Here is a 26,959-nt window from a genome sequence, read left to right on the forward strand (position 1 = left end):
CAAAGAGCTTTTCTCCGCTGCTTCCGCCGGTTAAGTTAAGTCCATAAAATATGAATATTAATGAAAATACTGATTTAATAGGATTTGTCGTGTGGCTAATTTGTTCTTGCAATTTGGGACTTGTTTTCGTTTTGCAGCAATTTCTCGCTGTAACGCCTTTTCTTCACGTTCTTTTTCACGTTCCTCACGAAGAGTTTCTTTTTCATCTTCAACTTTTTGTCGATATTCAAAGGCAACATTTAATTCCTTTATTTTTAAATCTAGGTAGGCATAATTTAGCTGAATATCTACTACCCTATACATTTTATTATGCTGGTCGAAGGAACGTTTTATGCGCTTGACGATTCGATCATAATTGGAATAAGTCGTTTTTCCAATAGCTTCAGTACATTCATTATTGAAACTACGCAAGATGGCCTTAATGTTATTTCTATTCATTTTTCGGCCTTCGGTTTTACTGTTATTGACTAACCAGTTCGGATTGAATGATACAGCGGTTTTATTTTTGATCATTGATTTTTGATCATCTCTTATCATCTTGAGCATGTCTTTATATCCTAATGAAGTTGAAAAATCATATTGTGGTCTATAAAGTCCGTATGAGCTCATTTCCAAGTCGGGTGTTAAATCATTTATATCGGCTCGAATATTATTTAAAGAGTCGGTTGATTCGGCAATTTTTTTAGAAATTTCTTCAAGCGATTTGTTCTTTTCTGCTATCTTAGCATCTACTTCTAAGGCAGTGTTTTTCTTTTGTTTAATTAATTCGTCTAGCTTGAGGGGTTCCATTTCATGTATAGACAGTTTTAAGTTAGCTTTGTTTTTTAAGTCATTGTTCTCCTGCGTTAGAGAGGATATGTTCTCTTTAAGACTAGCAATGTCTTTTTTAAATTCAGAAGTTTTAAAAATATCACCAAACGCCATATATAGTCCTCCGCATTCTGTCATTTTCCAGATGCACTCATCCTGCAAAAATTAATAAGTGGGTGCTAAAAGCCGATTAAGAGATTTGGGTCATTAGCCGAAGTACATAACGGCTACAATGACAGATATGACTAGTGTGATAATCCAGAGAGCCATACCCGCATATTTATGGTCACGGTATTTTACTTGGATAATAATTCCGATAACCACGGCAACTAGCTGGCAAATCGTTCCGTAGTTGGTCAAGATGAAGCTAGCTGCAAAAAATATCCAGCCGACAGCCAGCCATATTCCCCAAGCCGAAGACTGTTTTGCTTTTTCTTGCATAGTAAATTCCTCCCATGATATGTACAGCTTTTAACGTCATCAGTTTTGGACACGTTATATTTTTTCCAGAATGGTAAGTATATCAGGCAGGCTTACCTAATCAAAATCGTAGGGCAGGCCATATTGGCGTGCTAAGTCTTTGTACGAAGTCGGCATATGATCGTTATCTTCGATAAACAGTAAACCCATCAGAGCGACTGAGAATTCATTAAAATTTTGGCGGGAAACCCATGATTTCAATCATGGGAGGAACGCCCATGTTTCGCAACGTTAGTTGCGTTTTAGCAGAGGCCTTCCCGCCTTCCCCCTTTCTGTTCGTTGGTTCTCAATGTAGTGTTCGACTGTTTCTTTTGACATATCCCCTAAAGTGCCCATGTAATAGCTTGGCGACCAAAGGTGACCGCCCCAAACTATTTGTTGTGTTTCTGGGTGAATTTTGAACCATTCGCGTGCTGAGACCCCCTTTAATACCTTGACAATATTGGCCGGCGCGTACTTTGGTTTAAAGCTGATTAGCAGATGGATATGATCAAGCATGACTTCACCTTTCTCAATTTCAATTTCGTTTTGATTCGCAATGTTTTGCAAGATTGTCAACATCTCCTTTGCTAATCTTGGTGTGTTAAATATTTGTTTCCGATACTTCGTTACCCAGACTAAATGGAAGTGAAAGTTATAAACATATCCGCGTTCGTGTTTCACATTTTCTTTTGACATACGATTTACTCCTAACGTTTATAGATAAACGACTTTGTTATTTAAATGTGGTGACAGTCGTATAATAATTATAGTCTAAGGAGGTGATATATGTGACTAAGAAAATGTCTGAGTTCAAATACCATTACGGAATTAAAATGCGAATATTCCCATCTCGTGAGCAGAAACATCAGCTTGACAACAATATCAACGCAAGCCGTTTTGCTTACAACGAGATGGTGGCCATCGACAAAGAACTATTTCAATTGCGTAAAGTAAAGTGTTACATTGCTTCGGTTGTTAATCGCATTGCCTACCTGCAGAAACGTAAAAACAACACACAAATGTTGTTTGCACTACATCCTTGGTTATCAGGTACCAATGTAGGTACCGACGTTGTAGATCAAGCACGACGAGCTTATCAGAGCGCGTGGCGTTTATTTCGACAAGTACACAGATCTGGCACACCAAAGTTCCATAAAAAGCAGATGAGTGGCAGCTTTCAGCTCCCAAATCGCTATGCTAAGGTTAAGCCGAATTTGTTCAATGGCAGTTGCCGTTTTCTCGATTCTAAGCATGTGAAAATTAGCTTGATTGGCCGATTGCGTGTGTCTGGGTCACATAGACGCTTGTTTAGTTGTGGCAATGATGTTCGTATTGGAACAATCACTGTCTCGCGCGATGTCACTGGGCGTTACTACTTATCTATGCAACTAGGATCGGACACCCCGTTTGTTGCGGGTGGCAAGCAACAGATCTCTCCAGTAGGCATTGACCTAAATACTGACAATTTCCTAACTGATTCAAACGGCAACATCGTTGCCAACCCACGTTACTATCGCTCTATCAAGGGCAAGCTAGCCAAAGCCCAACGTAAACTTTCTCGTCGTGCGCTACGGGCTAAAAAAGAAAATCGGCCGCTTCGTGAAGCTAAGAATTATCAGAAACAACGTGTATTGGTGGCCACCCTCCAGCGAAAAGTTGCTAATCAACGTAACAACTTTCTACATCTTGTCTCAACAACACTTATCAAGAACCACGATTTAGTTGTTGCAGAGGAGTTGCGGAGTAAGAATATGTTACGAAACCATGCATTGGCAATGAGCATTGCTGATGTTGGCTGGCGAACTTTTTTAGGCATGCTGGCCTATAAAGCCGACCTATACGGCCATAAATTTGTCACCGTTAATCCGCGTAACACGACACAAACCTGTAGTGAGTGTGGATATTTGATGTGCGGTGATAAAAAATTGACCTTAAAAGATCGTGAATGGACTTGCCCGCAGTGCGGTAATCACCACATTCGCGATTGGAATGCTGCTAAAAACATTCTCAAAAAAGGCTTGGCAAGTGCTTAACTTGTTTGTCCGTCTGGCAACCTGCGGGCATAAAAGGCTTTGGTAATTAGCACGTAAGACCTGCATGCAGGCAATTGCTGTATCTAAGCAAATTGTGGTCGTTGCACCGTTAGGTGCAGTTCTCACAAGCTTCCGACTTTAGTCGGGAGTGGTTGACCTGCTTCGGTTTCGAGCTGACCGTGTGCGCGGATACTACTTGTATAGTAGCCTACTAGACCCTCTTGTAGAATGGTGTGGCCTAGTTCGTGACCCATAACAAAATATTGGTCTGGCGTATGCCTAATTGCCTCATCGAGCATGATAATAGGTTGTCCATCATCATAAATCGTTTTTCCTAATGGTAAACGATCAAAATAGCACCATTCTACCTGAATATTAAGTTTTTCAGCAATAGTGAAAGGGTTGGCAGTGTGATACCGATTCGTCACTGTTTTAACAACGTTACTAATCTTTTCCAAATAATCAGCCCCTAGTCATGCTTGTGGCGCTTCCAGAATATTGCTGTCATAGCCACACGCACTTGTTCTTTTTGCTCTTCTGTCAGGTCTTCACCGCCATAAGTCATAGACCCTTCATTATCATTGAGAAACTTTTCTAGATCATTAGTATCCTTTGAGTTGGCCCATTGGGGAGTTTGATTTTCTCCAAGAAGGTAGTCTGTGGTGACCTCGAATCTTTTTGCGATTGCTGAGAGCACTTCAAAGTCCGGCTGCCTTTTTCCTTGTTCATAAGATGCTAGGGTGGTTTTCGCGATTCCTAATTGCTTGGCCAATTTTGCTTGTGTGAGGCCAGGTTCTTGTTTTCTAAGTTCTTTAAGCCGAGCTGCAAACATGGATAGCTCCCCCTTTTATGGTAAATATTACTACGCAAAACGCGTATGTTGAAGCTGTTTCAGAAATATACTCAAAAAGAGTACTTTTCTATTGACTAGGTACGCGTTATGTATTACACTTATTTATGTTGAGAGTACGCGAAACGCGTTCATAAGGAGATGATAATTTATGAGAATGTGGTTGAAACGCTGGAGAGACGTGAATGGTCTTACGCAAAAGCAAGCAGCACGAGCCGTTGAAATCCCTGAAACTACCTTCGCATCATACGAGCAAGGGCATCGAAGCCCAAGCGTGGATCGCGCTAAAACTATTGCGGAAAAGATGAATGACATCTCTCGCGGCGAAGACGTAAAGTGGACATATTTTTTTGATGACGTGGTACTCATATCGAGTACCAAACGCTCTGAGGAGGTGAGCTGATGAATGAAACGGTAAAAGCAATTCAGGAGGAGCTACAGAAGCAAGGACTTGAATCTCAACCAGGATCAATTAATTACTCGCTCGTATTGGCGATTGTTTTAGGACTAAAGAAAAAGCCGATTAAGTAATAATCGATTTTCTCAGAAACCTAGAAATGAAATTTGATGGTTGCAAGACCGTCGATCCCATCCGCAGTTAATTCAACTTCATAGACTTCTCCGTCAAAGCTAAGTCTAGTCAGAGAATTAATGGTGTTGCCTATCTTGGGGTCTGATACAAGATAGTTGGCCAGCTCTTCACAGTTAAAATCGAATTCTTCTTGATCATCTGTGGTAGTTGGTAGGTATTCTTTCAGTCCCCAGTCGTATTCAAGGTTCGAGACCATTAGATGGGTCTTCACCGTCTGTAGAAAATTTTCTGCACCGGAAACGATAGCAAGGTCACCGTTCTCAAAGACAGTGTCGTTATCGAATCCAACCTTTAGGTCTTTGCCATACGTGTTGGCATCTACGCGGGGCTGGATGTCTGAAAGAATTGGTTTCTTAGAAATCCATTGCATATAATCACCTCTTTTCCGGTACTAATTGTACCAGAGAAGGCGATGAGTATTAATTTTTCAAAGAACAAGGAGGTGAGCTAATGCTTAAAATTCCAGGCTTACTTTTAGTAGTAACTGTGTTAGCAAAGTCCTCTATTTAATTTAAGTTTAGAGCGGATGCTAGACAACTCGATTTTCTTAAATTGCCAATTTCAAAGGAAGTGACAGCATGCAAAACGAAAGTAAATTTGCCAAACAGCTCACGCTTGCACTTGATGGCGTACAGCAAGCGATGACCCACAAGGATGTGGCTGCTAAGGTCCACGTCTCAAACGGCCAGCTTACTCGCTTAGCCAATGGCCAACGAAAGGGCGACAAGAACACCCGGGTATCACTTGCAAAGACTCTGCAGAGCGTCTGGCTTAACTTCTCCGGTGCCCGTAAGGACTATGGGACACCTTCCTTCATGAAAGACCGTACCAAGCACGATGACGTGATGGCGGCACTCTTCCAGCAACGCAAAGAGGAGAACGACCGCCGAAGTCTTGAAGAGTCGTTCGATGAAGCGATGACCACTAAGCCAGAGCTTAGATCGCCACAGCAAACGCTTCTCATCCGGGACTACTTCCGAGAATACGTCGAAGAAATCGGCGCGGAAGAGACTGATATCGCGATGAAAGCCAAGTACGCGGGTGAGGATATCCAAAGCGTCTTCGATGCTTATAACAAGCGAATAGGGGGGTGAAAACATGATTCAAGCACCGCAAAGTATCAAAGCAAATATCGAAATTGCCATTCCGGATAACTTCGAGTTAGTCCAGCGTGACGAAATCGAGAGCCTTCGTGGTCAAGCACTGACCGGTCGAACGTGGACCATGCAAGATTTACGTGAGTGGGTCGGCAAGAAGTCAACGACTTGGATCAAAGCCAGCATCCTGGAGAATCCGCGGTACAGCCGAGAGATTCAACAAATGGTTGACCATCATGAAATCAAAGAGGCTGCGGGGCCCGGGACACGTTGGCTTTTCAAAGCTGGCCCCATGGCGGAGTTCTTAGACCGTCACTGGGAAGAATTACCTTGGTAAGGAGGTGACAAGAATGGATTTGCTCTACTACATTGTCGGAGAATTCATGGTCTGGACCGCAATCCTGGCGTCGTTTATCGGCTTCGGATACTGGCTATCTGAATCGGTACATGAGATGGGCGGCTGGAAGCCCTGGGCAGACGATTTCTTCGGACTGACCTACAACGAAAAGGAGGATCACAAATGATGCTTTGGCATAAAAAAAGAGCCCTGACCTGGACGTCAGAACTCGAAGATAAATTGCATGTATCACATTTCTTTGACTTCAATTCTACTCTGAAAGGGTGGTGGATTCAATGACTTTAGGTGGATTTGCACCACACTATGATGAGTTAATGGCCGGCGACACTACCCCGCAAGACATCACCGGGTTACGACTGGTCGACGGAGAAGAATACCTGAAACTCGACGGTGGGGATATCTACGTGCCCCGCAACGCCGAAGCAATTCGGAGCTTCCTGTACGACTACAGCGACCGGGACACCGACGGCCTTCCGGACAACCGATCGGAACTAACTGATTTAGTTGGCGAAGAGTTTGGCGACATGGAGGTGATCACATGGATCAAGTATTAGGCAAGCAAACTGCAAGCGGCCCCGTGATTCTTGTGGCCCAGGTTACTAGCGAAAGTCGTAATCGGTTGGCCGATATTCGCGGCGAACTATTTAATCTTATCGAAGCGATCGACGAACCGGGACACCCAATCACCAACGAAGAACTCGATCATTTGTATCGAATTAACGATCAGCTGGCAGAATGGCAACCCGAAGTGGAGGTTAAGTAATGAATCTTTATCAATTGGAAGACAATCTATACCAAGTCGTTCGATTAGCCGAAAGTGCCGATTCGAAAGATCAACAGGCGTTTGATGACACGATTCTCAGCCTGAAAGATGGCATTGCAGATAAGGCAATCGGCTATGGCAAGGTAATCAAGCAGCTAACGTCCGATGAAAAGCAACTTGCCGAGAAAATGAAGGTCGATGCTGACCGAAAGGCTTCACTCGCTAGCAACATTAGACGATTAAAGGACGCCTTACAGCAAGGACTAGAGGCGGCCGGTTTAGACCACGTTAAAGACGTTGACCTAGCAATCTGGATTCAGAATAACCCGGCCAGTGTCAATTTAACGGACGAGGAGAAAGTACCTGGTGACTTTGTTAGGACGACAACTAGTCTCGATAAGAAGTCCATTCTAGCCGCCCTGAAGGCCGGAGAAGAAGTTCCGGGGGCCGAACTCCAACAGAAGCGGTCCATCCGGATTCGATAGGAGGGAAACATCGTGACCGAGGAAAAAGAACTGAATTTAATTCAAAAACTGAATGAGGCCTCAAAACACATTGGCCCAATTGGTAAGGACGGAAACAATTCATTTCAAAAATACCGTTTTCAAAGTGAAACGGCCATCAAGTATGCAGTTGAGTCTGCAATCCGTGAAGTTGGCATTCGAATCATTCCCCAGTATGAAGTCATTAACCAGTACGACAAGGCTTCAAAACGAGGCGGCGAGAATCATTTCGTCGACGTGATGGGGACCTTCACTATCACGGATGGAGAAAACACGGTTGTTGGAACCATGCCCGGTAGTGGTCAAGATTCCGGTGAAAAAGCAATGGCCAAGGCCTGCACGAGTGCTCAGAAATACTTCTACAAGCAGCTCTTTAACATTACCGACAAGGACGAAGATCCGGACGCTGATGATAGTCACCCGGGTGGAGGATTTGGTGGGACGACTAGTACACAGGAATCACAAACTCCTGGTCCGGAACCGATAACTCCGCAACAGAAAGATACATTGAGCAAGTTGTTTAATGCCATTGCCGGTAAGGCGAAGGTTGATTTAAACGTTGTTGCCACTTCCTTCTTGAAGCAGGTTAATGGGGCAACGAGTATGGATCAATTAAATCATAAACAGGCACAGGAGATAGTCTCTGTGGCTACTAATAAGCTAAATAAACTTGTTACTGAAGGGAAGGAAACAGCATGAGAGTAATTACAATTTCTGGAAACGTAGGTAAGGACCCCGAGGTTCGGTCAACACAGAATGGACTGATGGTTGCTAACTTCAGCGTTGCAGTTCGTCAAAACCGCCAAGGCGACGATGGCCGGTATGGGACCGACTGGTTCCGCTGTACTGTCTGGGGGAACCGGGCCAAAGTAATCCAGCAATACTTCCAAAAGGGGAGCCACGTTGTTGTATCTGGCGACCTAGAGGTTAGCGAGTACAACGGTCAAACGCAATTAGGCGTTAACGTTAGTGACTTTGATCTACCTGATCGTAATGGCGCAACGGCCCCGGACAATGCGTCAGCTCCATCTGTGAATAACAACGATTCAGTTACGATCAACGATGACGACCTGCCGTTTTAAATAATCAAGTGGTGGGTGGGAGGCATAAGAGGTGTACCTATGGCACGTCCGGTTAAGAAAGGACTGGAGTACTTCTCGATAGACGTTGACATGCTTCACCGAATGAAAGTTAGAAAAATAATGTTGAGCTGTGGCCCACAGTCAATCGCTGTACTAGTCGACCTGCTCGGTAATATCTACGGAGACGAGGGGTATTACATGCAGTGGGACGATGATGCCCGTTTCTTAATTTTTGACGATGTTGGGGTTAAGGAAGCGGCTGTACAGGAGATTGTGACTAAGGCGGCCCAAGTTGGATTCTTCGACCAGGGCATGCTTGATAAGTATTCAATTTTGACTTCATCCGGGATTCAAAAGAGGTATCAAATGGCGGCTAGAAAGAAGAAAGATTCCACCATTAATCCCGAATATGACTTGCTTGACGGAGTTATCGACACCGATAACGAGGTTTCTGACGCGGAAACCCCAGTTTCGGGCGCCGACAATCCCCAAAGTAAAGCAAAAGAAAGTAAAGTAAATAAAAGTAAAAAAGAACCTAAGCGTCCGCATTCGGGCAAGCCGAAGTACGGACCCGATGATCCACCGTATCAAATTGCTCAGCACCTGCTCAAGGCCATTCGGGATAATGACCCTGAGTTCTCGCCTAAAAACGACGAGCATAAGCTGCAGACATGGGCCAACGACATCCGCCTGGCTCATACCCAAGATGGTCATACCTACGACAAGCTGGACGGCATGGTCGAGTGGTGTCAGCACGACGATTTCTGGAAGTCGAACGTGCTTTCCGGGTCCAAGCTCCGGAAGCAGTTCGACCAGATGAAGATGCAGGCGGCATCACGCGGCCGTGGGAGCTCTAAGCCAACAAGGGCCAAGGAGACACTGCCAACGTGGGCTCAGAAGACGCCTGATAAACCTGCTTCGGACGGCAAGCTAAGCCCCGAACAGCAGGCAGCACTGGACGCGCGAATCAAAAAGTTCAAGGCACGGCGGCCGGAGAAAGAAGAGGCGACATCATGAAGAACGCAATCAGCTATGCTTTAGATAAATACGATTTGTACGTTTTACAGAGAGGCATCCGATTTCCGGAAGAGGCAGAGGATTTTGAGGAACTGGCACAGGGCAACGTTGAATCTGATCTATGCCAGGATATCTGGGACGCGATTTACGAGAAGCTTGAGGACAAGCTCAGTGAGCTAGACGAGGAGGAACAAGCATGAACGAATTAATCAAGACTTTCAAGCAAAATGACGGCACGGTGGCCGTCGATGCACGAGACCTGCACGACTTTCTGGAGGTCGGCAAGGACTTCACGTCGTGGCTCAAGGACATGATTGACTACGGCTTTGAAGAGGGTAAGGACTTTACCCCGTTTTCGGTGAAAAGTACTGGTGGCCGGCCCCGCGCCGGTTATGCGCTCACCCTGGATATGGCCAAGGAGTTGTCAATGATTCAACGGACCGATAAGGGCAAGCAGGCCCGTGAGTACTTCATCACGATGGAGAAACGGGCTAAGCAAGTCACCTTGCCGATGGCCCCCGAGGAAAAGTTGATGCTGGTCATGGAGAACGCCAATCGGGCCAACAAACGACTAACTGGGGTTGAGGAGCGTATGGACGAATTCGAGGCCAATCAAAAAATGGACCCAACAGAGTACAGTACCGTCAGTCATGGCGTTACCCGCGCAGTTAATCGATATGTCGGTGAGCATCATCTTCAACTGACGCGTGATCAACGCGCGGAACTCTACAAGGATATCAGCACTGGGCTCAACAAGGTGTGTGGCGTTCACACGCGAACTCAAATTCGTGCTAAGGACTTCAACAGGGCCATGAAGTATATCTACGACTGGGAACCCAACACCGCAACCAAGATGATGATGCAGCAGGCCGGTGAGCAGACTGCCATGGAGGTGTAGGAGATGAGAGTTAAGGCGCTTAACCGGGACCCAGACGGTAGCCTGATTCATCAGCACATTAACCATCCGGCAGGAGACGACGAAGAAGAGATTTTCTGGCCATCTGATACCGATAGAATCCGACGCGAGATGGAAGCGTACGCTGCGTTCGGAATTCGTGGGAATGCTTTGGCCCGCCTAGTGATTCACGGTGAACCAGTCCCAGCCGGGCGCCCGCGATTCTCAAACGGCCACGCGTTCGACCCTAAGCGGTCCCGGGACTACAAGCGCTTCGTCGGTCAAGAGGCCAAGATGAAATATCACGGGCCACTACTACGAAATGATCCGCTCAAGGTCGATGTCAAAGTGTACCGGCACGTGCAGCGGTCAGTCAGCAAGGTAGAGCGGACACGGCGCATCAGTGGTGAGCATCGGCCCATCGTTAAGCCGGACGCATCAAACTACTTGAAGCTGATTGAGGACGCACTGACTGGCATTGTGTGGGAAGACGACAATCTTATCACGGATGTCTCCTGCAGCAAGTACTATTCGGACGAGCCGAGGATTGAAGTCACAGTTACAGAAGCTTAGGAGGAAGAACAATGAACATCGTAGAACAGTTGGAGGTGACTGACGATGATTAAGTTTAAGGATTCAGATTGTTATCCAATAATGTTTGACCTGTTTGGACTGATTGCAATGTCTGACAAATTAACTTTTCCGATGGTTTGGCATGAAAAATATTACTTGAAGAAAGTTATTCAGATTGACAAAGACAGCATATTCATACTTGGGCGAAGCTTAGCGGAGGCAGATAATGAAGCACGGCGATAAGGTATATTACCACCCACGCCATCACGTAAAGCAGCCTGCCACATGTCTATGCTGGATCAATCGTGGTGATAGACGGATAGCGATGGTAAAAGTTAAAGGCAGCCATAGGCATATTGAGGTGGCACCGAGTGATGTTGAGATTGGGAGGGCAAATGATGTTTAGAGCATACATTGAAGATACTGATGATCTGGATTACAACGATGTTCCTCACAAGGGACACTTTGTTTATGGCAATCTTATTGAAGGAGGAAATAAGAGTAATACTGATGCAATTGTTGGGGATTTAATCGAAATAAATGACGAATATGTGAATGTTGAATGGTGGTGCTCCATTGAAAAAGGTTCGGCTGAACAGTATACCGGCTTAAAAGATGCTAATGGCAATTCCACTGAAAAGTTTAGACACACAGAAAAAGGGGTTATAACTAATCTTTATCAAAAATTGAAGAAAAGAAATAAAAATAATGGATTTGGCAGCGTTCCGTTTAGTCTAAAAGATTTTTATGATTGGTCTATGAAAGATAAAAATTTTCACCGGCTATTTAGAATGTGGGTTTTTGACAATTATAGCAAAATCTCAAAACCATCTGTTGACAGAATAGACCCGACAGTCGGTTATGAATTTGACAATATGCAATGGCTTTCTTGGAATGAAAACTATTATAAAGGTATTCACGAGGTCGCCGAGAAAAAAGAAAAACCTGTCGATATGTACAAGGATGGAATTTATATCGGAAAGTTTAAATTTTTTGAATATGCTGACCAGTAATTACTATTGGAAGATGGAGTTAACAAACGCGATTGGGATTTTGGGAAAATATTAAATAACCCAGAACTATTGGAGGAACAACATGAAGATTAAAACATTTTGGACTGAATATTTTAAGGATGACGAATTTGAAACTTCCGTCAACGATTTCATTAAAGACAAAAGAGTTATACAGATTTCAACTGGAGACTCATTGCCTACCAATGATGATTATGTCCATACACTAACGGTACTTTATGAGGAGGCACAGCATGATTAAGATATACCGTAAAACAGTAACTATTAAGGCTGAACAATTTGACGGGTCACAGAAGATGATTAAAAAATATGGAATAGAAGATAGCGCAGAGAGTGGTTATAACGATTCAGATTGGGAAGATGAAGGATTATGTATTCCGACTAAAGAAGGGTGTCTAAGAATTAATAACGGTGACTGGGTTGCCACCGGCATTGAAGGTGAACACTGGCCGATCGCTGATGACGTTTTCCGTAAGACATATGCTGAGTTGCCAGTTATTCCTAAGGCCGTTGCTGACTGGATCGAGGAATGCAAAGATAAAAGCATTTCAATTGGGGATATGCTGTGCTCAGAGAGACGACCAGAAAAAATGCGTGATTGGATGGCACTTACACCGGGAACCTATCAATTTGATTATGCTCGCTATCAGAAGCATCAGGAACTAATTGCCCGCGCGTGGCTAGATGGGTATCAAGTGGAGGCACAGCATGACACACGAACAGATTGAGTATCGAAAATACGTGATGCAAGGCATGGCAAGCTATGGTGGCGATGTGGCACAGGCATTAGTGTGGTGTGGCAATCACTTTATCAAGTTGAGCAATAGCCAACGCAACGCGATTAACAAGCTGTCAGCGAAGGAACGCAACCAAGTTATTCATGAACTGACGATGGGATAAAATTATTATTTTACGTAGGAGATAAGCATGGATAAAACACGCGACGAAATGAACGGTAACCAACGTATGCTGCTTAGATATCTGGAGGCGCTGGTGCCGAAAGACGATGTATTGATGGGGCTAGCCGAGTTTCAATCCAGATTAAGCGATCACAGCGTGCCTAAGGAAGTTTACATTGCTTTGGGTATGCTGAGCAATGCGGAGATTACTAACGTGCTACACGAGCTTACGCGGCCATTTTAGACAGCAAAAAAGGGCTGACACAACAGCCCTCACCCAAATTATGCTTACTCAATGGTCAACAACTAATTATAGCATAACCAAGGGGTGGCAAGCGCTATGGAAAGCATCTTTAAGAATGTGGATGAGGATAAGACGATTGAAAAAGCTGAGTCAGTGCTAAAAGATTATTGGAAGTGGGAATTGCGGGCACGGCGTGCGCGTTTCAACTTGCAGAGTCCTGCAATGGACGGCATGCCACAAAGTCCCAGCTTCGAAAACCGCGTTGATGAGAAGCATGTAAACAAGCTTAACGCCGAATTTATGGCTAATCTGGTAGTCAACGTTATTAAGGCGATTGGCATTGACGAGCAGACTGACCGCTATTCACAGGCACTGTATTTCTTGTACATTAAGCGATATTCAAAGGTAAAGTGCATGGCCTGTATGGATCATATCTCAGATAAGACATTCGACAAGTATCTACATGAGGGCCAGCTTGCTTTTGCCGAAGTCTATCCTGACGCCGTTGAGAACTTAATCGTTAAAAAGCCACATAAGTATGATCCAGAGAAACGTGCAGAATTTAGCTTTGATTAATTACTCCGTGTTTTTTTCCGATAAAATTCCGGGAAAGTTCCGGGTTCACTCCGGATTATACATGGATTCGGGGTGTAAATTAGTAGTATCGAAAGATGTAGGGAGGCCACCCCGCCTCATCTAACACGCATAGCTTAGCCGGAAAAGCAGTGGTCTCCTAAACCACCGACGCGGGTTCGAATCCCGCTGCGTGCATTGTGGTGGAATGATGAACCGGCCACAAGATTACCTCCGATCAGGAACGTGCATAGCTCAATGGCAGAGCAAAGAAGATACGGGTTCGACTCCCGTTGCACGTATTGGCGAGTATTACAAAATGGGAGGCGACTCCCCTTCATTTAAACGCATGTTCAGCTCGCCAAACTCCTTCATAAAATTGACCGGCCTGCATAACCGGTCAGTAGGGACCTTTAACTCAGTCGGCTAGAGTAGACGGCTCATAACCGTTCGGTCGTAGGTTCGAGTCCTACAAGGTCCATCGGGCGCAAATAAACCTTAGGAGATGGACCCTCCCGTTCATTGATTGAGTGTCCAAGTGTGATCGTAACTGGCGTTGGCCTGCCAGAAGAGGGCGGTTTGAATTTGAATCCGTGCGCGGTTCGATTCCACACCAATCACATTGACCTAAGCAAGTCGCTAAACTACTCAAGCACATAAAACGTTCGCCTAGCTCATCTGGATAGAGCAACAGACTTCTAATCTGTAGGTGGTGGGTTCGATCCCCACGGCGAACATAACGGACTTTTAGCTCAGTTGGTTAGAGCCTCCAGCTCATAACTGGATGGTCGTAGGTTCGAGTCCTACATGGTCCATTGGTCAGCAACCACGGTATGGCGCAATACCCAAATGCGAGTTCTATACGCTAAGCTTAAAAGCGTAAGTCGACGGGTGGTTGAAACGTGGCTAAAATAGAAAAAGTCCACGTCAGGAGGCTCATTACCGCGTGTGGTTCGATTCCACACCAATCACATTGCCCCGCGGGTGGCCTTGTAACCTCGCGTTAGTCCTGATGAAGACCGAAAATTCATCGTGTGCTTGTGGCGGAATAGGTAGACGCACTGGAATGAAGTAGGCTATGGCGGAGTCGCCTTATCGACTCACCCGCGCCACCACGGAACTTCATTTTGGATAAGGCATGTGGAGGTGCAAATCCTCACCAGGTCATAGCAGTGGGCCCGGTAACCCCACTGTGAAACCTTCCTTCATTAGTATTCTCTTTCTTCCCCAGTCTTGCAGGGCCGGGGGCTTGAATCCTTAGCTCAGCTGGTAGAGCACCGGTCTTTTAAACCGGGGGTCGTGGGATTGAAGCCCACAGGGTTCATTGGAGTCTTAGCTCAGTGGCAGAGCGTCTGGTTGTTAACCAGAGGGTCGCAGGTTCGAATCCTGCAGGCTTCGTTGGACACCATAATAATAAAAATAACTCAAATGGACTACAGACTTTGTGGTGTCCAAAATCTAACTAAAGTTTGGAGGCAAAACTCCTCTCTTTAGAAGTTAAAGTTAGGCCTCGGTGGCAGTCGCCGGGGCTTTTTAGATACATAAATTGAGGTGATTAAGATGGGCAAGCTAGTCCGGGAAGAGTTCTACAAAATCGCTGGCGTTAAGCAACACGCCGAGTTTGAGCAGTATCTAAAGGACATCCTTTTCAAGCCAGACGAGCGCCAAGAGTTTTACAAGGCCATGCTGCGGATTAGCACAGACGTCTACGTCGACAGCTTCCGGGCCTACTTTGAAGAGTACGCCGCAGAGCGCAAGGCCAATCAGCAGGACTATACGCCGGACACCGTGGCCCACATCTTGGCGGCCATCACGCGCAACAACCTCCAGGATTCCAATGGATGGTCGGGATATGATCCAACGGCCGGGACAGGTTCATTACTGATTCAGAAGTGGAAGGACGACCAGCTAGCCGAGAATCCGCTCACGACCTACGCGCCTCACAATTACTTGTACATGGCTCAAGAGATGGCTGACAACGCCATTCCGTATTTGCTACACAACCTAGCACTGCGGGGAATGAATTGCGTTGTGATACACGGAGACACGTTGGAACGGACGGCCAAACAAGTCTATTTCGTTCAGAACGACAATGACGATTTCTTAGGATTTTCGTCAATCAACGTGATGCCCCACACCGATGAAATTAAGGAACAATTTGAAATCAGTGGGTGGGAAGAAGAGACCATTGACCACATTGAAAGTGGCTTGGTTAAGTTCTGGCCTACTTTGGCACCGATGCAGAAGAAAGCTTTAGAGATTAATCCGGACCCAATCGCTGGGACGTATGAGAAACCCAGTGACCACTTGCAACTGAAAGATATTGCCGCAGTCGAACGCGCGAAAGCAAAAAAAGTGTACCCCGCCGGGACGATAGTGATTCAGATGTCGGCGACGCGGGGGCAAATCGGTTTGCTAGAATCCAGTGGTAGGGTCGGTACCCAGTACGCTTGTATCCAAACACCGTTCACACCGGGCTTCGTCTTCTACATGCTAAAAGTGCGGGCACCGCGCTGGTTCCATCGGGTTCAGGATGGTCTAAACCTCAAGTTGAAGGACATCGAAGATATTTCGGTGGCCATCACATTAGCAACACGGGAAGAAGAGTACGAGCAGTTATCATTATTTTAGGAGGTGGCCGGCATGGCCAGAATGCTGAAAACTAAATTCGGCCTGGTCAGCCCGGTCGAGGCGCGATGCTTGGGTGACTTGGAACGTCAGCTTAAAGATGGACGGTGGCAACGTAAAAAGCCACAGCGACCACATAAGCCGCGTATTACAGTGTGGAGAAAAAACAGGGTAACAAGCGTGAAAAAATAAAAGAAGACCAGATTTTGGTCTTCTTAAAAATGATAATTTATTTATCGTCTTTATCTAACTTTTCCTTTACGTCATCAACCGTATCTTTAACAGCATCTTTGGCATCTGACAGTTTATCTTTAGCCTTACCTAGAATACCTTGACCCTTACCTTCAGCTTCACGGGCCTTGTCGTTCGTAACCTTGCCTTCAACTTCTTTAGCTTTTCCACTTACCTTATCTTTGGTGCTATCAATCTTGTCATCTAGACTCATAATATAACCTCCCATAATGTAATTTGTTACAACAGTATTATTCCACATTTTAATTTGCTTGTCTAATAAGGAGATCCTGCAAGAGATAGTGTAAATGACACTTATAAATTTAAATTTTCAGATTTTGAATCAAGCATCACTCGCAAAAGAGTGGTGCTTTTTCTGTTGAAGAAAGATTGGGAAAGGATGTTAGGAATGAAAAATCAATTAAGTGATAAAGAAAAAGCTAAACTGTGGGACGATCTACCGAACTACGTCACAGTCACTCGACCTAACGGGGAGCTGATTAGTTATATCCCGCTTAAGCCCGAAGCTGGTTCCAGTGATGGCATGATTGTCAACAAGGACTATATCTTCACTGAGAGCTATAACAAAGAAGAAGCTCATTTTGCTGATATCGATGGCAAGGTTTACTACGAAGGTGCCATGACATGGGGAAACCACAAGCAGGCACAGGAGGTTGTTGATCGTGACTGATAAAGAAAATAAGCACTCAATCCGGGTTAGCGACGGTGCATTCATTAGCCTTTTTGACCCAAAGTATTTCCATGTCTTGATCAATGATGAAGAACTAAACAGTCTTAGTAGTGACGTGGCAGTTAGAGTCGTTGACTCTGGATCAAACTACGTAGACAAGCTGGTTCAGATTATGGTCCCACTGGGCAAGCCTTCGGATGAGCTGCTAAAGAGCTTAGTCCGGCAAGAGAAGCCAATTCACTTGGCTATCAAGGATGACAACACTGGCAACTTGTACGAGAGCCATTCGGGATATATCAAGTACGGTCCGAACGTTGTGTACGGTAAGGGATTTCCGATGGGTCAGTTTACGATGGCCTGTGTATTTATGAATTAGGAGGCGCCCCCATGGGTAAAGGCAAGTATCAAGATTGGTTGACCCACGAGGGCTTGACCAAACTAGAAGGGTGGGCCCGAGATGGCCTAACCGATGAACAAATTGCTAATAATATTGGCATTGGTACAACGACTCTTTACAATTGGAAAAAGCGTTATGTGGAGATTGTGGAGGCCCTAAAAAAGAGAAAAGAAGTCGTTGATCGTGAAGTTGAAGGTTCACTTTTGCGGCGTGCCAAGGGATATACGACAGTTGACCATCAGTACAAAGTAGTTGATGTTGATCCGGATGTGCTGCATGCACGACGTCGTAAGGTGGCCAATACTTACAAGCTAGACCATCCGGAAGCAAACAAGCAGGAAATTGATGACTATGCTGCCGAAAAGGTCCCAACGCGAGAAAGCATTGAGCTATTTCAGAATCAGCATGAGGTACCACCAGACACTACAGCAGCTATCTTCTGGTTAAAGAATCGTAAGCCAGATGAATGGCGTGACCGTAAGGAGACCGAGTTATCTGGTGGCGTAGGCGTACAGGTCAGTGACCCCTACAAGAATTTATCTGAGGAGCAGTTAGCCAAGCTAGCTGATGATGACGATGGCTGACATGCAGCTTATCAGACAAGGCGCGCGGGTTGAACTGGCTCGGCGCCATTTCTTTTCCTATGCTCGGTTAATGGCCCCAGACTTTTACAAGCGGAGCCGGGGCTATTTAGTAGAGATGTGTGATTCCCTGCAAGACTTCGTTAAATCCGACGATGATATCCTAGTCATCAATGAGCCACCCCGACACGGAAAATCGCGCACAGCAGGGCTTTTCGTTCAGTGGTTGTTGGGTAAAGACCCATCGATAAAGGTCATGACTGGTTCTTATAATGAGACGCTTTCAACGACTTTCTCGAAGGGGGTACGGAACGCTATTCAAGAGGTTAAGGCGGACCCGGATATCCCGGTGTTTTCGGATGTTTTCCCAGGCGTCGGCATCAAGCAAGGTGACGGAGCCATGAACTTGTGGTCACTGCAAGGCGGATACAATAATTATTTGGCCACGTCACCAACTGGTACCGCGACAGGGTTCGGGGCTGACGTCATGATCATCGATGACCTTATCAAGAACGCCCAAGAAGCTTTCAACGAAGTAGCCCTAGACGCGCAGTGGTCATGGTTCGTCAACACGATGCTCTCCCGGCTCGAATCTGGTGGAAAAATCATTATCATCATGACTTGGTGGTCATCACAGGACCTCGCAGGACGTGCTCTGGACGAATTGCCCGTATTAGGGTATAAGGTCAAGCACATCAGTATGAAAGCTCGCCAGGACGACGGGACGATGCTTTGCGAGGACATCTTGTCACGAGCACAGTACGAACGGACCTTTAAGACCCAGTCGCCTGAGATTGCGGCGGCCAACTACCAGCAAAAACCAATTGACCAAGAAGGACGATTGTACAAGCACTTCAAAACTTACGACGAAATCCCACGAGATGAGCAGGGCAATCCGCTCTTTCGGGGGATTTTTTCATACACCGATACTGCCGACGAAGGCTCTGACTGGTTGGCTCATTACGTCTATGGGGTATACAACGACGAGGCCTATATCTTGGACGTAGTCTTCTCGCAAGACCCAATGGAGATGACAGAACCAGCTGTGGCCCAATCGCTATTCGAGAATAAGGTCAACGCGGCCACAATCGAATCTAACAACGGTGGGCGTGGGTTTGCCCGGCAGGTTGAGCGGAGATTGCATGAGGAGTATCACAGCAACGTCACTAAAGTTCAATGGTTCCATAACGGGCAGAACAAGATTGCTCGGATTCTGTCGAACTCAACTTGGGTCATGGAACACATCTACTTCCCAGGAAATTGGCGTAATCGTTGGCCAGACTTGTTTGATTTTCTGACGCGATACCAGCGTGAGGGGAAGAATGAGCATGATGACGCCCCTGATGCTCTCACTGGTGTGGCTGAATCGGTTCAAAACAAGGTAAACATCAGCAAGCGTCCTAGCCGTCGTAAGCAAGCCAAAACATTAAGAAGGATGGGATTAGTATGACGAAGAAAATGGGCCACGTTAGCGCGATGGTTGCCAATGCACTGGACCGATACGCGTTAGGTCGCGATGGTGGTCAGATTACTATTGTTGACCGTGAAATTGGTGAAGCGTTTGTGCTAAAGCTATCTGGTAAGAAGGCCGACATAGTGTGGCAGGTGCTGATTAGCACACACCCCAATCGCGATATCGGTAAGATTGAATTCGGTACAAAGAAAGGGCCACGCACCATTGATGAGTTAATCAAGACGGGGCCAGACGGAACACTTAAATCGAAACTGGGGCTGATCTAATGGCTGATGTACCTGTATTTGAGTGGAAGGGCGTTAGCATTGCTTCAATGAGTAAGCACGAGCTACTGGTGGCCATTAAAGATAACGAGCAAGGACGCAACTATCCAGATAGTGCCACAACAATCCTGTTGGGTGAAGCAATGAAGCGATTTCTTAATGAAGATGTTGATTTAGAAGATAAACGAGCTGAGGAACGAGAACGAGTGGTTAACGAAATGCTAGCCGGAACTGATGAGAAAGGGGATGAACTAGATGGCGGAAACGAATGATCTACAAGCCCATGGCATGTCTTTGCCGTGGCCTGATCGTAAGAGTATCTACATGCTTCGTGGTGGTTCACGTTTTGGATTCGATGCCAACCAAGATTATCAAATGCCAGCTGATGAATGGAATGCCATCAAAGCTAACCCAGACGCTATCAAACCGATTCTTTCCTGGTTCGTTAACGACCATTACACCAACCAGCTTCCACGCTTGCTGACCCTCGAACGCTATTATCAGGCTGAAAATGACATTCACTTCTGGCGATCAGACAAGGCTCCTGACCGGGCTGACAACCGCATCACATCTGGTTTGCCACGGTACATTACGGACCAAAAGGTAGGCTATCAGTTTGGAAACCCACTAAAGTTTGCGTACAGTGACCCCGATAATCCTGACGACAGCGGAGAAGACATTGTGAACGCCATTGCGGCATTCAATGACGCGGTAGATGAGCCTTATCACGAGAAGGTGATGAGTAAGAACCTCAACAACACGGGCCGAGCGTACGAGTTGACCTACGTCAAACAGGGAACCAATGACTTAGCCTTACGTGCTATTGATCCGGCCCATTGTTTTGTGGTATATGACACCACTATTGACCTAAACTCGCTATTTGCGGTGCGGTACTACATGGTCAAATTTATGGAAACTACCACTTATTACGTTGAAGTCTATACTAACTCCAACGTTTTTTATTACACCAGCACAGATAGCCCAAACGGTGAGTATACATTGACCGAACAGTCGCCACATTTCTTCGGCACGGTTCCGATCACCGAGTACAAGCTCAACGACGAGCGACTAGGTGCATGGGAGCCAAAGCTGGACGAAATTGACGCTTACGACAAGTCTATTTCCGAAATGTCAAACAGTCAGGAAGATTTCAACAATGCCATTCTAGTGATTAGCGGGGATGTTGACGATGAAGATGATCTCGACAATGCAATTCCACTGACAGACGTTGCCGGTGAGCAGGTCACTGATAGTGAAGGAAATCCGATCTACAAAGTCGATAGCATCAATCCGGAGAACCGCATCTTATTTATCAAGCCATCTATTATTGATAATCTGAATGGGGGCCCAACCATCGTACCTACCACGGCCGAGTATCTGACCAAAGAGCTTAACGCTCAAGGTTGGCAGACGTACAACGACCGCTTGCTGGCTGATATCCATAAGGACACCAACACCCCGGACGTCACGGACCAAAACTTTGCGGCTAACGCCAGTGGTGTGGCCATGTCCTACAAGCTGTGGGGTTCTGACCAAGAACGGGCGACACAACAATCCTTATATACACGGGGAATTAAGCGTCGAATTCGTTTGCTGGCCACTTACTGGGCAAAGACGTCACTTATCAAGTCCGCAGACGAGGCTGAGCACGTCAACCCCAGCTATACACCTAATCTACCGAAGAACGATAACGAAGTCATCACGAACGCAGCCGTATTGCTTAAGACCGGTGCCATCTCTAATCAGACGTTCTGGGAAGCGGTTGAATCAGCTACCGGGGTCAAGCCTGATGGCGAAGAGAAGCGCATGAAAGACCAGAAAGCTCAGGATAAACAGGATGGATTAGATTACATGGATAAGATAGATGGCTCCGACCAAGATAAAGCTCAAGGTGGTGTAAGTGATGGCGAAGACGATAGTGACCGACCAACAGGAGGGACAGCGAATAAGCCAGCTCCTAAGCTCGGACAAACGGTTTAAAGGCCAGACTGATAACCTATACTACCAAGCACTAAAACTCATCAGTGACAATATCAGGGCTTTCTACGCTCGATATGCCAGTAGTAAAGGATTGACCGCTGATGTGGTTCGCGAACGGGTCACTCACTGGGACTTAGACCAGTTCATGCACGCTATTGACCTGTTGATGAACGGTGATCAGTCCAGTGCTGACTTAAAGAAGCGGCTTAAGCTGACAAAGTATCAAGCGGCTGGCGGTGACCATGCTGACGCAGTTGCGGCCCTTATCGGTGCAACCATTGCCGTCACAACTGAGAAAGTCCACAAGACTAGTCGCCAGCACCTCGCTAACGACTATGTGTCTGAGCAAAAGTATCAGCAAGCCATTGCATCGAAGCACCTCACTTGGACGCTTCCACGTACCCAAAACGCTCAAATCACACCAGCCATTGGCCATGCGGTCGATGGCTCGGACTGGTCAGACCGTTTGTGGGTGCGCTCAGATGACATGGTCGCCGACATCCAGAAAGTGGTACGCGATTCACTTAGTGGTGGATTAGATCAAGACCAGCTCGAAAAGCTCCTACATTTTGGCGCTACAGGTATGGTACCAAAGGGCATTCAAGCAGCTGGTGAGACTGAAATGTGGATGGTCGACCGCCTTATTCGAACTGAATCGGCACGATTAGTTGACAAGGCTACCATGGATTCGTTAAAAAACAGACGCGTAAAACGCATTGATATTGTGACAGAGCCGGACGCCTGCGAAAAATGCCGCAAGCTGGCAGCTCAAGGACCATTTTCGCTTAGTGAGTGTCCAGATTTACCATGGCATCCTAATTGCCGATGTAAGAAACGAGAACATCAGGAGGAAAACGATGAAACACATTAAACGTTACTTATAGTTTATCTGGAAGTCGCAAGACTTCATGGAAGGATACAATTCCGTGTGGGTATTTTTCCGGTCCCGTAATCTGGGAATTGGATTCTGTAAGCGTATGAGTCAAGACGACAAAATGTACAAGCACTCTTAGCGAGTGCTTTTTTATGCCCTTTTTTCGGCAGTGGGCGTTAAAGAAAGCTGATGAGATATGCAATCTCTAAAAGGCATTTAAGGAGGATTTTTATGTTAAAACGCGATTTATTCAACTCAAAGATGTTTGAAGCTCCAGATGACAATACCGGTGCCCCAACCGATGGTCAAAAGCCAACGGAGCCAACACCATCATCAGATCCCAACCCGGATGATGGTCACAAAGATGGTGAACCTAATAAGGTTCCCATCAAGGACCAACGGCGAATCCGCCAGGACGCTGTTGATCAGTTTATGAACTCTGATAAGTTCAAAGGATTCATTGATGAAGCTATTGCTAAGGGGGAAGCCCGAGCCAAGATGTCTGCTGAGGAAAAAGCAGAAGCCGATCGTAAGGCGCAAGAACAACGGGATCAGCAAGAACGGGATAACTTCCACAAAGAACAAGCCCATTTTTATGCACAACAGGAACTTGCTAATCGGAAGCTGCCTGCTACCTTTGCTGACTATGTTGCCGATCAAGATCACGACACTATGATTGCAAACGTTGATTCTTTTGAAAAGTCTTTTAACGAAGCCGTTCATGATGAAACGTTGAAGCGCATGCAAGGGGACCAAACGCCAGCGGCTGGTACTCAAACACCCGGTGCAACAGTCACACAAAAGGACTGGGACGCTATGAGTTTTACGGATCAATACACGTTGATGCAAAAGAATCCTGAGTTGGCAAAAAAGTTTACGAAATAGAAAAGGAGTGATTCACATTGGCAGATAATTTCACACAACTGGCCGGCATGCTTCAATCGCCATTGTTTGGTCAGAACGTCATTAACAAGTCCACCAAGACTAACCGATTCTTAGCGTCTGGTATTTTGACACCAGATGCACAGTTTGGTGCTCATTTACTGGATTCCACAGAGGATTACATGACTTTGCCATTCACCAATGATTTAGCCGGCGATCCTGATCCATGGACCGATTTGACTGATATCGAGGTAAGCAACGTCACGACTGGCAAGCAACGTGCTATGCGAATGCGGCTAGTTAAGGCATTTGGCTACACCGATATTGCACAAGAATTTTCAGTATCTAACCCTGCAAATGTTATTGCAGCAAACTTTAGTGACTTCTGGGCTCGTGCAGAACAAAAAATGTTAGTGCAAATGTTGGCCGGTGTTTTTTCAAATACAGATATTGCCACAGCCAAGTTATTTGACGATTCAGCCAAGCAATTCGGTCCTCGTGGTTTCTTGGCAACCATCGGTCTATTAGGTGACTTGCAAGATCAAACGTTTAGCAAGATTGCCGTTAATTCCAGTGCTTATTCGGAAATGAAGGCACAACAGATGATTGATACAGCTAAGCCAAATGAAGCTGTTGGTCCTTTCGGAAACTATAATGGTATGCAGATCGTTGTCGATGACGACTTGCCACTGGATGAAAACGGAGTGGCCACTAGTTACATTTTTGGTAATGGATCAGTTGGCTATTCTGTGGCTAACCCAGCTAGTTCTACCGAAGTTGAACGAGAAGCCCGCAAGAATGGTGGTCGTACCAATGTCATTAACCGGCGTGTTGAAACCATGCACGTTATGGGAACATCGGTGGCTCCTAGCTTTCATTCAGCAGGTCAAACAGTCACCATGGCCGAACTGGCGTCACCAGATACTTGGGAAGTCGTCAAGGATGTCGACCCACGGAACATCAAGGTTGTGGCATATAAGGCTAAGGTATCAACCGAATTCTTACCTAAGAAGAAGGCATCTAGTGGTTCTGGGTCAGGTTCTGGAACAACTACAGGTAAATAAGAGGTGAACCGCAATGGCCGATAACAAGACGACACTCGATAAGCTAAAAAAATACCCGCTGGCGTCTGATTTGGACGATGACGAGTATCTGCAGCAGCTTATCAATGATTCATGGGTAACTGTGCAAGATGACCACATCAAACCTATTAAGCAAGAAGAGGCCAACCGCCTGCTGGTGCTTAGTGAGCTGTATGTGGATACCTTGGTGGCTAACGGCGGCGTTCAGTCTGCCAGCCATTTAGGTGAATCTCAGACCATGTTTGACTGGTCTAAGGGCAACGATCCGTACATGTTGCGGTACCAAGCCTTGGTTAATCAATTCGGACGTAGTTATCACCGTGGCCGGGCATTCAGTCGGGATTGAGGTGGTTAGGTGGCAAGCTTTAATCACATTTCAGAGTGGGTTGAGCGATCTAAACGGCTTAATCAAATGGATTTGATTGTTGGCGTCCCCATCGATAATTCGTTCTTACAGATGGTTGCCCGGGTCAATGAACATGGCATGGTGATTCATGCTAAAAAGTCATTTTTGACCATTCCCACGGCTGCAGCCAAGGGACGAAAGCCAAGTGAGATACCTGGCCTGTTCCAACCTAAGGGTGCTCACAATCACGTCCTAGTGGTCGCCGACAAGTCGGTCCCATACGGCATGACTATCATGTTCGTACTCAAAGAGAGTGTTCGGATTCCACCAAGACGGTTTCTGAATATTGCCTTTGAACGCAATCATGATGAGTGGGGGCAACTTGTGGCCGATGGCTTTCTTCGAGTTATGGACGGCAAGCTATCCCCAGAAAGTCTTGAAAATCAGCTAGGGCGAAGAATATCAAATGATATCAAGAAAACTATCCGTGACCTGCACACGCCGCATAACGCGTCGCTCACTGTTGACCGTAAGGGATTCGATGATCCGCTACAGGACACAGGAAAATTAATTGGGTCAATCACATGGACCCGTGAAAGGAAGCTATAAAAAATGGCTCAAAAATTAGCGATTTACAAGAAGGGTGAAACGACACCCTTAGCAACTGGTGATCCATCTGAAAAGGTATCCGTAACTGGATTAGCAGCAGGCACGGTCGTTGCCAATGGTGATTATCAAGCCGCCGTTATTGATGATACTAATGCCGAAAATCCATCAGGTAAGGTTGATGTACCAGGATGGACGGTGCTAAAAAAAACTGAACCAGAGCTAACTAACGTAAAGGCTACGGCAACGGAAGATGGAGCAGATGTCACCGCTGACGTAACTAATGCCTAATTTTCAAAACCTGAATACTTTTCACTATATGTTTGACCGCAACAAAGAACCGCTGACAATCACACCATATCTTGGTAATGATGGTAGCGACCCGTTAGGAATAGGTGGTCAGTCGTGGGGAACACCGCGTGATGTGGTTGAACCCCTCACAACAACATCTAATCCAGCTATTACATACCAGCAAGGCTCTGGTGGTGAGATGGAAGTTAGCATTTTGGTCTGGTCTTCACGTACATCGGGGTACAAGAAGGGCACCAAGGTTTTTCGGAAAAACACGGGTGAAACGTATGAGGTAACTGGTGTAGCGCCATTGACGCATAGCCAGCTGACTTATTACACGCTTCAACGGAATGGAGATGGTAATGATGAACAACCGACAAACGGTGACAGCTCTGGTAACGGAGCTGAACAAGTATCCAATGAACCAGGGGGAGAAGATCCCTTGGGTCTATGAGAAGGTGATTGACGAAAAACGTCAGTTGCCTTTTTTTAGTTGGACGATTGCCAATGTTCATCAACGAAGCACCTTTAAGCACGTAGGTGAACCATTTCTTAAGGTTATTCAGTTAAAGGTCCACTGTGATGACCCACTGGAAGCTAGCGATCGCATCGAATGGTTGCAAAACGTCTTAGGTTCCATGCAACCACAGGTCGACTTGGCCCAGCAGGGCATTTCAATTGTGGAAGTGAGTGACCCTGAGCCACTTGACGAAGATTGGACGATCGCTGTTGAAAATCAGGTTGGTGTCACAGTCACGCTGATGATCAACCCTGACTATCGTGATCAGACACAAGTGGGCGAGCTCGATTCCGTTGAACCGAATATCAAGATTACAAAGGAGGAATCATAA

General features: G+C 46.1%; 44 protein-coding genes and 7 tRNA genes. 44 read left to right on the forward strand and 7 right to left on the reverse strand.

The genetic code is table 11. The features are described from left to right. Positions 1-57 precede the first annotated feature (57 nt). The 3 genes from DXH47_RS08995 to tnpA all read right to left on the reverse strand — a co-directional run bounded on the left by DXH47_RS08995 (position 58) and on the right by tnpA (position 1,968). Positions 58-924 carry a DUF4041 domain-containing protein gene (locus tag DXH47_RS08995; protein WP_170954995.1) on the reverse strand — a complete coding sequence of 289 codons (867 nt, stop codon included), beginning with the start codon at positions 922-924 and terminating at the stop codon, positions 58-60. Between the two features lie 93 nt (positions 925-1,017). Next, positions 1,018-1,251: a hypothetical protein gene (locus tag DXH47_RS09000; protein WP_129033012.1), complete on the reverse strand. Its 234-nt coding sequence runs from the start codon at positions 1,249-1,251 to the stop codon at positions 1,018-1,020. A 270-nt stretch (positions 1,252-1,521) separates the two neighbouring features. Then, positions 1,522-1,968, reverse strand: coding sequence for an IS200/IS605 family transposase (gene tnpA / locus DXH47_RS09005; protein WP_129033013.1), 447 nt, complete (start codon positions 1,966-1,968; stop codon positions 1,522-1,524). A 104-nt stretch (positions 1,969-2,072) separates the two neighbouring features. Between tnpA and DXH47_RS09010 the strand changes: the two genes are divergently transcribed. Next, positions 2,073-3,305, forward strand: a complete 1,233-nt coding sequence (locus tag DXH47_RS09010) for an RNA-guided endonuclease InsQ/TnpB family protein (protein ID WP_129033056.1) — start codon at positions 2,073-2,075, stop codon at positions 3,303-3,305. A 122-nt stretch (positions 3,306-3,427) separates the two neighbouring features. Here DXH47_RS09010 and DXH47_RS09015 read toward each other — a convergent pair whose 3' ends face one another. Together DXH47_RS09015 and DXH47_RS09020 are read right to left on the reverse strand one after the other, a co-directional pair. Then, positions 3,428-3,763, reverse strand: coding sequence for an ImmA/IrrE family metallo-endopeptidase (locus DXH47_RS09015; RefSeq protein WP_129033014.1), 336 nt, complete (start codon positions 3,761-3,763; stop codon positions 3,428-3,430). A gap of 11 nt (positions 3,764-3,774) precedes the next feature. Continuing rightward, positions 3,775-4,137: a helix-turn-helix domain-containing protein gene (locus tag DXH47_RS09020; RefSeq protein ID WP_129033015.1), complete on the reverse strand. Its 363-nt coding sequence runs from the start codon at positions 4,135-4,137 to the stop codon at positions 3,775-3,777. A 175-nt stretch (positions 4,138-4,312) separates the two neighbouring features. Between DXH47_RS09020 and DXH47_RS09025 the strand changes: the two genes are divergently transcribed. Beyond that, complete coding sequence (locus tag DXH47_RS09025; protein WP_225423556.1) at positions 4,313-4,558, forward strand: helix-turn-helix domain-containing protein; 246 nt, start codon at positions 4,313-4,315, stop codon at positions 4,556-4,558. Further along, on the forward strand, positions 4,558-4,686 hold the full coding sequence (locus DXH47_RS11985) for a hypothetical protein (protein WP_263853905.1): 129 nt from the start codon (positions 4,558-4,560) through the stop codon (positions 4,684-4,686). Before DXH47_RS09025 ends, DXH47_RS11985 begins: the two co-directional genes overlap by 1 nt. Positions 4,687-4,706: 20 nt before the next feature. Here DXH47_RS11985 and DXH47_RS09030 read toward each other — a convergent pair whose 3' ends face one another. Further along, positions 4,707-5,117 carry a hypothetical protein gene (locus DXH47_RS09030; RefSeq protein WP_129033017.1) on the reverse strand — a complete coding sequence of 137 codons (411 nt, stop codon included), beginning with the start codon at positions 5,115-5,117 and terminating at the stop codon, positions 4,707-4,709. Positions 5,118-5,325: 208 nt separating this feature from the next. Here DXH47_RS09030 and DXH47_RS09035 point away from each other — a divergent pair, with 208 nt between their 5' ends. The 27 genes from DXH47_RS09035 to DXH47_RS09150 all read left to right on the forward strand — a co-directional run bounded on the left by DXH47_RS09035 (position 5,326) and on the right by DXH47_RS09150 (position 16,413). Further along, positions 5,326-5,841, forward strand: a complete 516-nt coding sequence (locus DXH47_RS09035) for a transcriptional regulator (protein WP_129033018.1) — start codon at positions 5,326-5,328, stop codon at positions 5,839-5,841. A 4-nt stretch (positions 5,842-5,845) separates the two neighbouring features. Next, entirely contained in the window at positions 5,846-6,181 is a 336-nt protein-coding gene (locus DXH47_RS09040) for a DUF771 domain-containing protein (RefSeq protein WP_129033019.1), read from the forward strand. A gap of 13 nt (positions 6,182-6,194) precedes the next feature. Beyond that, positions 6,195-6,368, forward strand: coding sequence for a hypothetical protein (locus DXH47_RS11695; RefSeq protein ID WP_170954996.1), 174 nt, complete (start codon positions 6,195-6,197; stop codon positions 6,366-6,368). 109 nt (positions 6,369-6,477) lie between these two features. Next, positions 6,478-6,756 carry a hypothetical protein gene (locus DXH47_RS09045; protein WP_129033020.1) on the forward strand — a complete coding sequence of 93 codons (279 nt, stop codon included), beginning with the start codon at positions 6,478-6,480 and terminating at the stop codon, positions 6,754-6,756. Then, entirely contained in the window at positions 6,741-6,965 is a 225-nt protein-coding gene (locus tag DXH47_RS09050; RefSeq protein ID WP_125642693.1) for a hypothetical protein, read from the forward strand. Before DXH47_RS09045 ends, DXH47_RS09050 begins: the two co-directional genes overlap by 16 nt. Further along, positions 6,965-7,450, forward strand: a complete 486-nt coding sequence (locus tag DXH47_RS09055; protein WP_129033021.1) for a siphovirus Gp157 family protein — start codon at positions 6,965-6,967, stop codon at positions 7,448-7,450. Before DXH47_RS09050 ends, DXH47_RS09055 begins: the two co-directional genes overlap by 1 nt. A 12-nt stretch (positions 7,451-7,462) precedes the next feature. Then, positions 7,463-8,167: an ERF family protein gene (locus tag DXH47_RS09060; protein WP_129033022.1), complete on the forward strand. Its 705-nt coding sequence runs from the start codon at positions 7,463-7,465 to the stop codon at positions 8,165-8,167. After that, positions 8,164-8,550 carry a single-stranded DNA-binding protein gene (locus tag DXH47_RS09065; protein WP_129033023.1) on the forward strand — a complete coding sequence of 129 codons (387 nt, stop codon included), beginning with the start codon at positions 8,164-8,166 and terminating at the stop codon, positions 8,548-8,550. The genes DXH47_RS09060 and DXH47_RS09065 overlap by 4 nt, the downstream gene beginning before the upstream one ends. A gap of 39 nt (positions 8,551-8,589) precedes the next feature. Further along, entirely contained in the window at positions 8,590-9,567 is a 978-nt protein-coding gene (locus DXH47_RS09070) for a DUF4373 domain-containing protein (protein ID WP_129033024.1), read from the forward strand. Further along, positions 9,564-9,767, forward strand: coding sequence for a hypothetical protein (locus tag DXH47_RS09075; protein ID WP_129033025.1), 204 nt, complete (start codon positions 9,564-9,566; stop codon positions 9,765-9,767). The genes DXH47_RS09070 and DXH47_RS09075 overlap by 4 nt, the downstream gene beginning before the upstream one ends. Next, on the forward strand, positions 9,764-10,465 hold the full coding sequence (locus tag DXH47_RS09080) for an antA/AntB antirepressor family protein (protein WP_129033026.1): 702 nt from the start codon (positions 9,764-9,766) through the stop codon (positions 10,463-10,465). The genes DXH47_RS09075 and DXH47_RS09080 overlap by 4 nt, the downstream gene beginning before the upstream one ends. A gap of 3 nt (positions 10,466-10,468) precedes the next feature. Then, positions 10,469-11,035 (forward strand): RusA family crossover junction endodeoxyribonuclease, encoded by a 567-nt coding sequence (locus DXH47_RS09085; RefSeq protein ID WP_225423555.1) that lies wholly within the window; start codon positions 10,469-10,471, stop codon positions 11,033-11,035. 45 nt (positions 11,036-11,080) lie between these two features. Next, entirely contained in the window at positions 11,081-11,278 is a 198-nt protein-coding gene (locus tag DXH47_RS09090) for a hypothetical protein (RefSeq protein WP_129033027.1), read from the forward strand. Between the two features lie 155 nt (positions 11,279-11,433). Continuing rightward, a complete protein-coding gene (locus DXH47_RS09095) occupies positions 11,434-12,048 on the forward strand; it encodes a hypothetical protein (protein WP_129033028.1) in 615 nt (204 codons plus the stop codon). 82 nt (positions 12,049-12,130) lie between these two features. Then, on the forward strand, positions 12,131-12,307 hold the full coding sequence (locus DXH47_RS11700) for a hypothetical protein (RefSeq protein ID WP_170954997.1): 177 nt from the start codon (positions 12,131-12,133) through the stop codon (positions 12,305-12,307). Then, positions 12,300-12,794: a DUF1642 domain-containing protein gene (locus tag DXH47_RS09100; RefSeq protein WP_129033029.1), complete on the forward strand. Its 495-nt coding sequence runs from the start codon at positions 12,300-12,302 to the stop codon at positions 12,792-12,794. The genes DXH47_RS11700 and DXH47_RS09100 overlap by 8 nt, the downstream gene beginning before the upstream one ends. Beyond that, positions 12,775-12,966: a hypothetical protein gene (locus DXH47_RS09105; RefSeq protein WP_129033030.1), complete on the forward strand. Its 192-nt coding sequence runs from the start codon at positions 12,775-12,777 to the stop codon at positions 12,964-12,966. Before DXH47_RS09100 ends, DXH47_RS09105 begins: the two co-directional genes overlap by 20 nt. A 27-nt stretch (positions 12,967-12,993) precedes the next feature. Continuing rightward, positions 12,994-13,209: a hypothetical protein gene (locus DXH47_RS09110; RefSeq protein ID WP_129033031.1), complete on the forward strand. Its 216-nt coding sequence runs from the start codon at positions 12,994-12,996 to the stop codon at positions 13,207-13,209. A 96-nt stretch (positions 13,210-13,305) separates the two neighbouring features. Continuing rightward, positions 13,306-13,785 (forward strand): ArpU family phage packaging/lysis transcriptional regulator, encoded by a 480-nt coding sequence (locus DXH47_RS09115; protein WP_129033032.1) that lies wholly within the window; start codon positions 13,306-13,308, stop codon positions 13,783-13,785. A 124-nt stretch (positions 13,786-13,909) separates the two neighbouring features. Then, positions 13,910-13,980 (forward strand) — tRNA-Arg (locus DXH47_RS09120). Between the two features lie 46 nt (positions 13,981-14,026). Further along, a tRNA-OTHER gene (locus DXH47_RS11705) sits at positions 14,027-14,084 on the forward strand. A gap of 105 nt (positions 14,085-14,189) precedes the next feature. Next, positions 14,190-14,263 (forward strand) — tRNA-Ile (locus tag DXH47_RS09125). A 182-nt stretch (positions 14,264-14,445) separates the two neighbouring features. Continuing rightward, positions 14,446-14,519 (forward strand) — tRNA-Arg (locus DXH47_RS09130). Between the two features lie 4 nt (positions 14,520-14,523). After that, a tRNA-Ile gene (locus tag DXH47_RS09135) sits at positions 14,524-14,597 on the forward strand. Positions 14,598-15,033: 436 nt separating this feature from the next. After that, a tRNA-Lys gene (locus tag DXH47_RS09140) sits at positions 15,034-15,106 on the forward strand. Positions 15,107-15,108: 2 nt separating this feature from the next. After that, positions 15,109-15,180, forward strand: a tRNA-Asn gene (locus tag DXH47_RS09145). A gap of 162 nt (positions 15,181-15,342) precedes the next feature. Beyond that, the gene (locus DXH47_RS09150; protein ID WP_129033033.1) at positions 15,343-16,413 is read left to right on the forward strand and encodes an N-6 DNA methylase; all 1,071 of its coding nucleotides are present in this window, start codon (positions 15,343-15,345) and stop codon (positions 16,411-16,413) included. A gap of 226 nt (positions 16,414-16,639) precedes the next feature. On the opposite strand, the gene DXH47_RS09155 is transcribed toward DXH47_RS09150, so the two are convergent. After that, positions 16,640-16,855, reverse strand: a complete 216-nt coding sequence (locus DXH47_RS09155; protein ID WP_035464847.1) for a CsbD family protein — start codon at positions 16,853-16,855, stop codon at positions 16,640-16,642. 195 nt (positions 16,856-17,050) lie between these two features. Between DXH47_RS09155 and DXH47_RS09160 the strand changes: the two genes are divergently transcribed. The 14 genes from DXH47_RS09160 to DXH47_RS09225 all read left to right on the forward strand — a co-directional run bounded on the left by DXH47_RS09160 (position 17,051) and on the right by DXH47_RS09225 (position 26,959). Further along, the gene (locus DXH47_RS09160; protein WP_129033034.1) at positions 17,051-17,332 is read left to right on the forward strand and encodes a hypothetical protein; all 282 of its coding nucleotides are present in this window, start codon (positions 17,051-17,053) and stop codon (positions 17,330-17,332) included. Then, the gene (locus DXH47_RS09165) at positions 17,325-17,708 is read left to right on the forward strand and encodes a hypothetical protein (RefSeq protein WP_129033035.1); all 384 of its coding nucleotides are present in this window, start codon (positions 17,325-17,327) and stop codon (positions 17,706-17,708) included. The genes DXH47_RS09160 and DXH47_RS09165 overlap by 8 nt, the downstream gene beginning before the upstream one ends. 11 nt (positions 17,709-17,719) lie before the next feature. Continuing rightward, a complete protein-coding gene (locus tag DXH47_RS09170; RefSeq protein ID WP_129033036.1) occupies positions 17,720-18,313 on the forward strand; it encodes a helix-turn-helix domain-containing protein in 594 nt (197 codons plus the stop codon). Position 18,314: 1 nt separating this feature from the next. Next, positions 18,315-19,760, forward strand: a complete 1,446-nt coding sequence (gene terL / locus DXH47_RS09175) for a phage terminase large subunit (protein ID WP_404820033.1) — start codon at positions 18,315-18,317, stop codon at positions 19,758-19,760. Beyond that, positions 19,757-20,050, forward strand: coding sequence for a hypothetical protein (locus DXH47_RS09180; RefSeq protein ID WP_129033038.1), 294 nt, complete (start codon positions 19,757-19,759; stop codon positions 20,048-20,050). Before terL ends, DXH47_RS09180 begins: the two co-directional genes overlap by 4 nt. Continuing rightward, positions 20,050-20,319, forward strand: a complete 270-nt coding sequence (locus tag DXH47_RS09185; protein WP_129033039.1) for a hypothetical protein — start codon at positions 20,050-20,052, stop codon at positions 20,317-20,319. Before DXH47_RS09180 ends, DXH47_RS09185 begins: the two co-directional genes overlap by 1 nt. After that, a complete protein-coding gene (locus DXH47_RS09190; protein ID WP_129033040.1) occupies positions 20,303-22,027 on the forward strand; it encodes a phage portal protein in 1,725 nt (574 codons plus the stop codon). The genes DXH47_RS09185 and DXH47_RS09190 overlap by 17 nt, the downstream gene beginning before the upstream one ends. Then, positions 21,951-22,898: a hypothetical protein gene (locus tag DXH47_RS09195; protein ID WP_129033041.1), complete on the forward strand. Its 948-nt coding sequence runs from the start codon at positions 21,951-21,953 to the stop codon at positions 22,896-22,898. Before DXH47_RS09190 ends, DXH47_RS09195 begins: the two co-directional genes overlap by 77 nt. A 234-nt stretch (positions 22,899-23,132) precedes the next feature. Beyond that, positions 23,133-23,786: a DUF4355 domain-containing protein gene (locus DXH47_RS09200; RefSeq protein ID WP_170954998.1), complete on the forward strand. Its 654-nt coding sequence runs from the start codon at positions 23,133-23,135 to the stop codon at positions 23,784-23,786. 17 nt (positions 23,787-23,803) lie between these two features. Beyond that, positions 23,804-24,847: a replication protein gene (locus DXH47_RS09205; RefSeq protein WP_129033043.1), complete on the forward strand. Its 1,044-nt coding sequence runs from the start codon at positions 23,804-23,806 to the stop codon at positions 24,845-24,847. Between the two features lie 13 nt (positions 24,848-24,860). Next, the gene (locus DXH47_RS09210) at positions 24,861-25,211 is read left to right on the forward strand and encodes a hypothetical protein (protein WP_108477504.1); all 351 of its coding nucleotides are present in this window, start codon (positions 24,861-24,863) and stop codon (positions 25,209-25,211) included. A 9-nt stretch (positions 25,212-25,220) separates the two neighbouring features. Beyond that, positions 25,221-25,820, forward strand: a complete 600-nt coding sequence (locus DXH47_RS09215) for a hypothetical protein (protein ID WP_129033044.1) — start codon at positions 25,221-25,223, stop codon at positions 25,818-25,820. Between the two features lie 3 nt (positions 25,821-25,823). Then, positions 25,824-26,108, forward strand: a complete 285-nt coding sequence (locus DXH47_RS09220) for a hypothetical protein (protein WP_129033045.1) — start codon at positions 25,824-25,826, stop codon at positions 26,106-26,108. A 365-nt stretch (positions 26,109-26,473) separates the two neighbouring features. Further along, on the forward strand, positions 26,474-26,959 hold the full coding sequence (locus DXH47_RS09225; protein WP_129033046.1) for a phage neck terminator protein: 486 nt from the start codon (positions 26,474-26,476) through the stop codon (positions 26,957-26,959).

The organism is Levilactobacillus suantsaii (assembly GCF_004115745.1).
GTDB classification, from domain to species: domain Bacteria; phylum Bacillota; class Bacilli; order Lactobacillales; family Lactobacillaceae; genus Levilactobacillus; species Levilactobacillus suantsaii.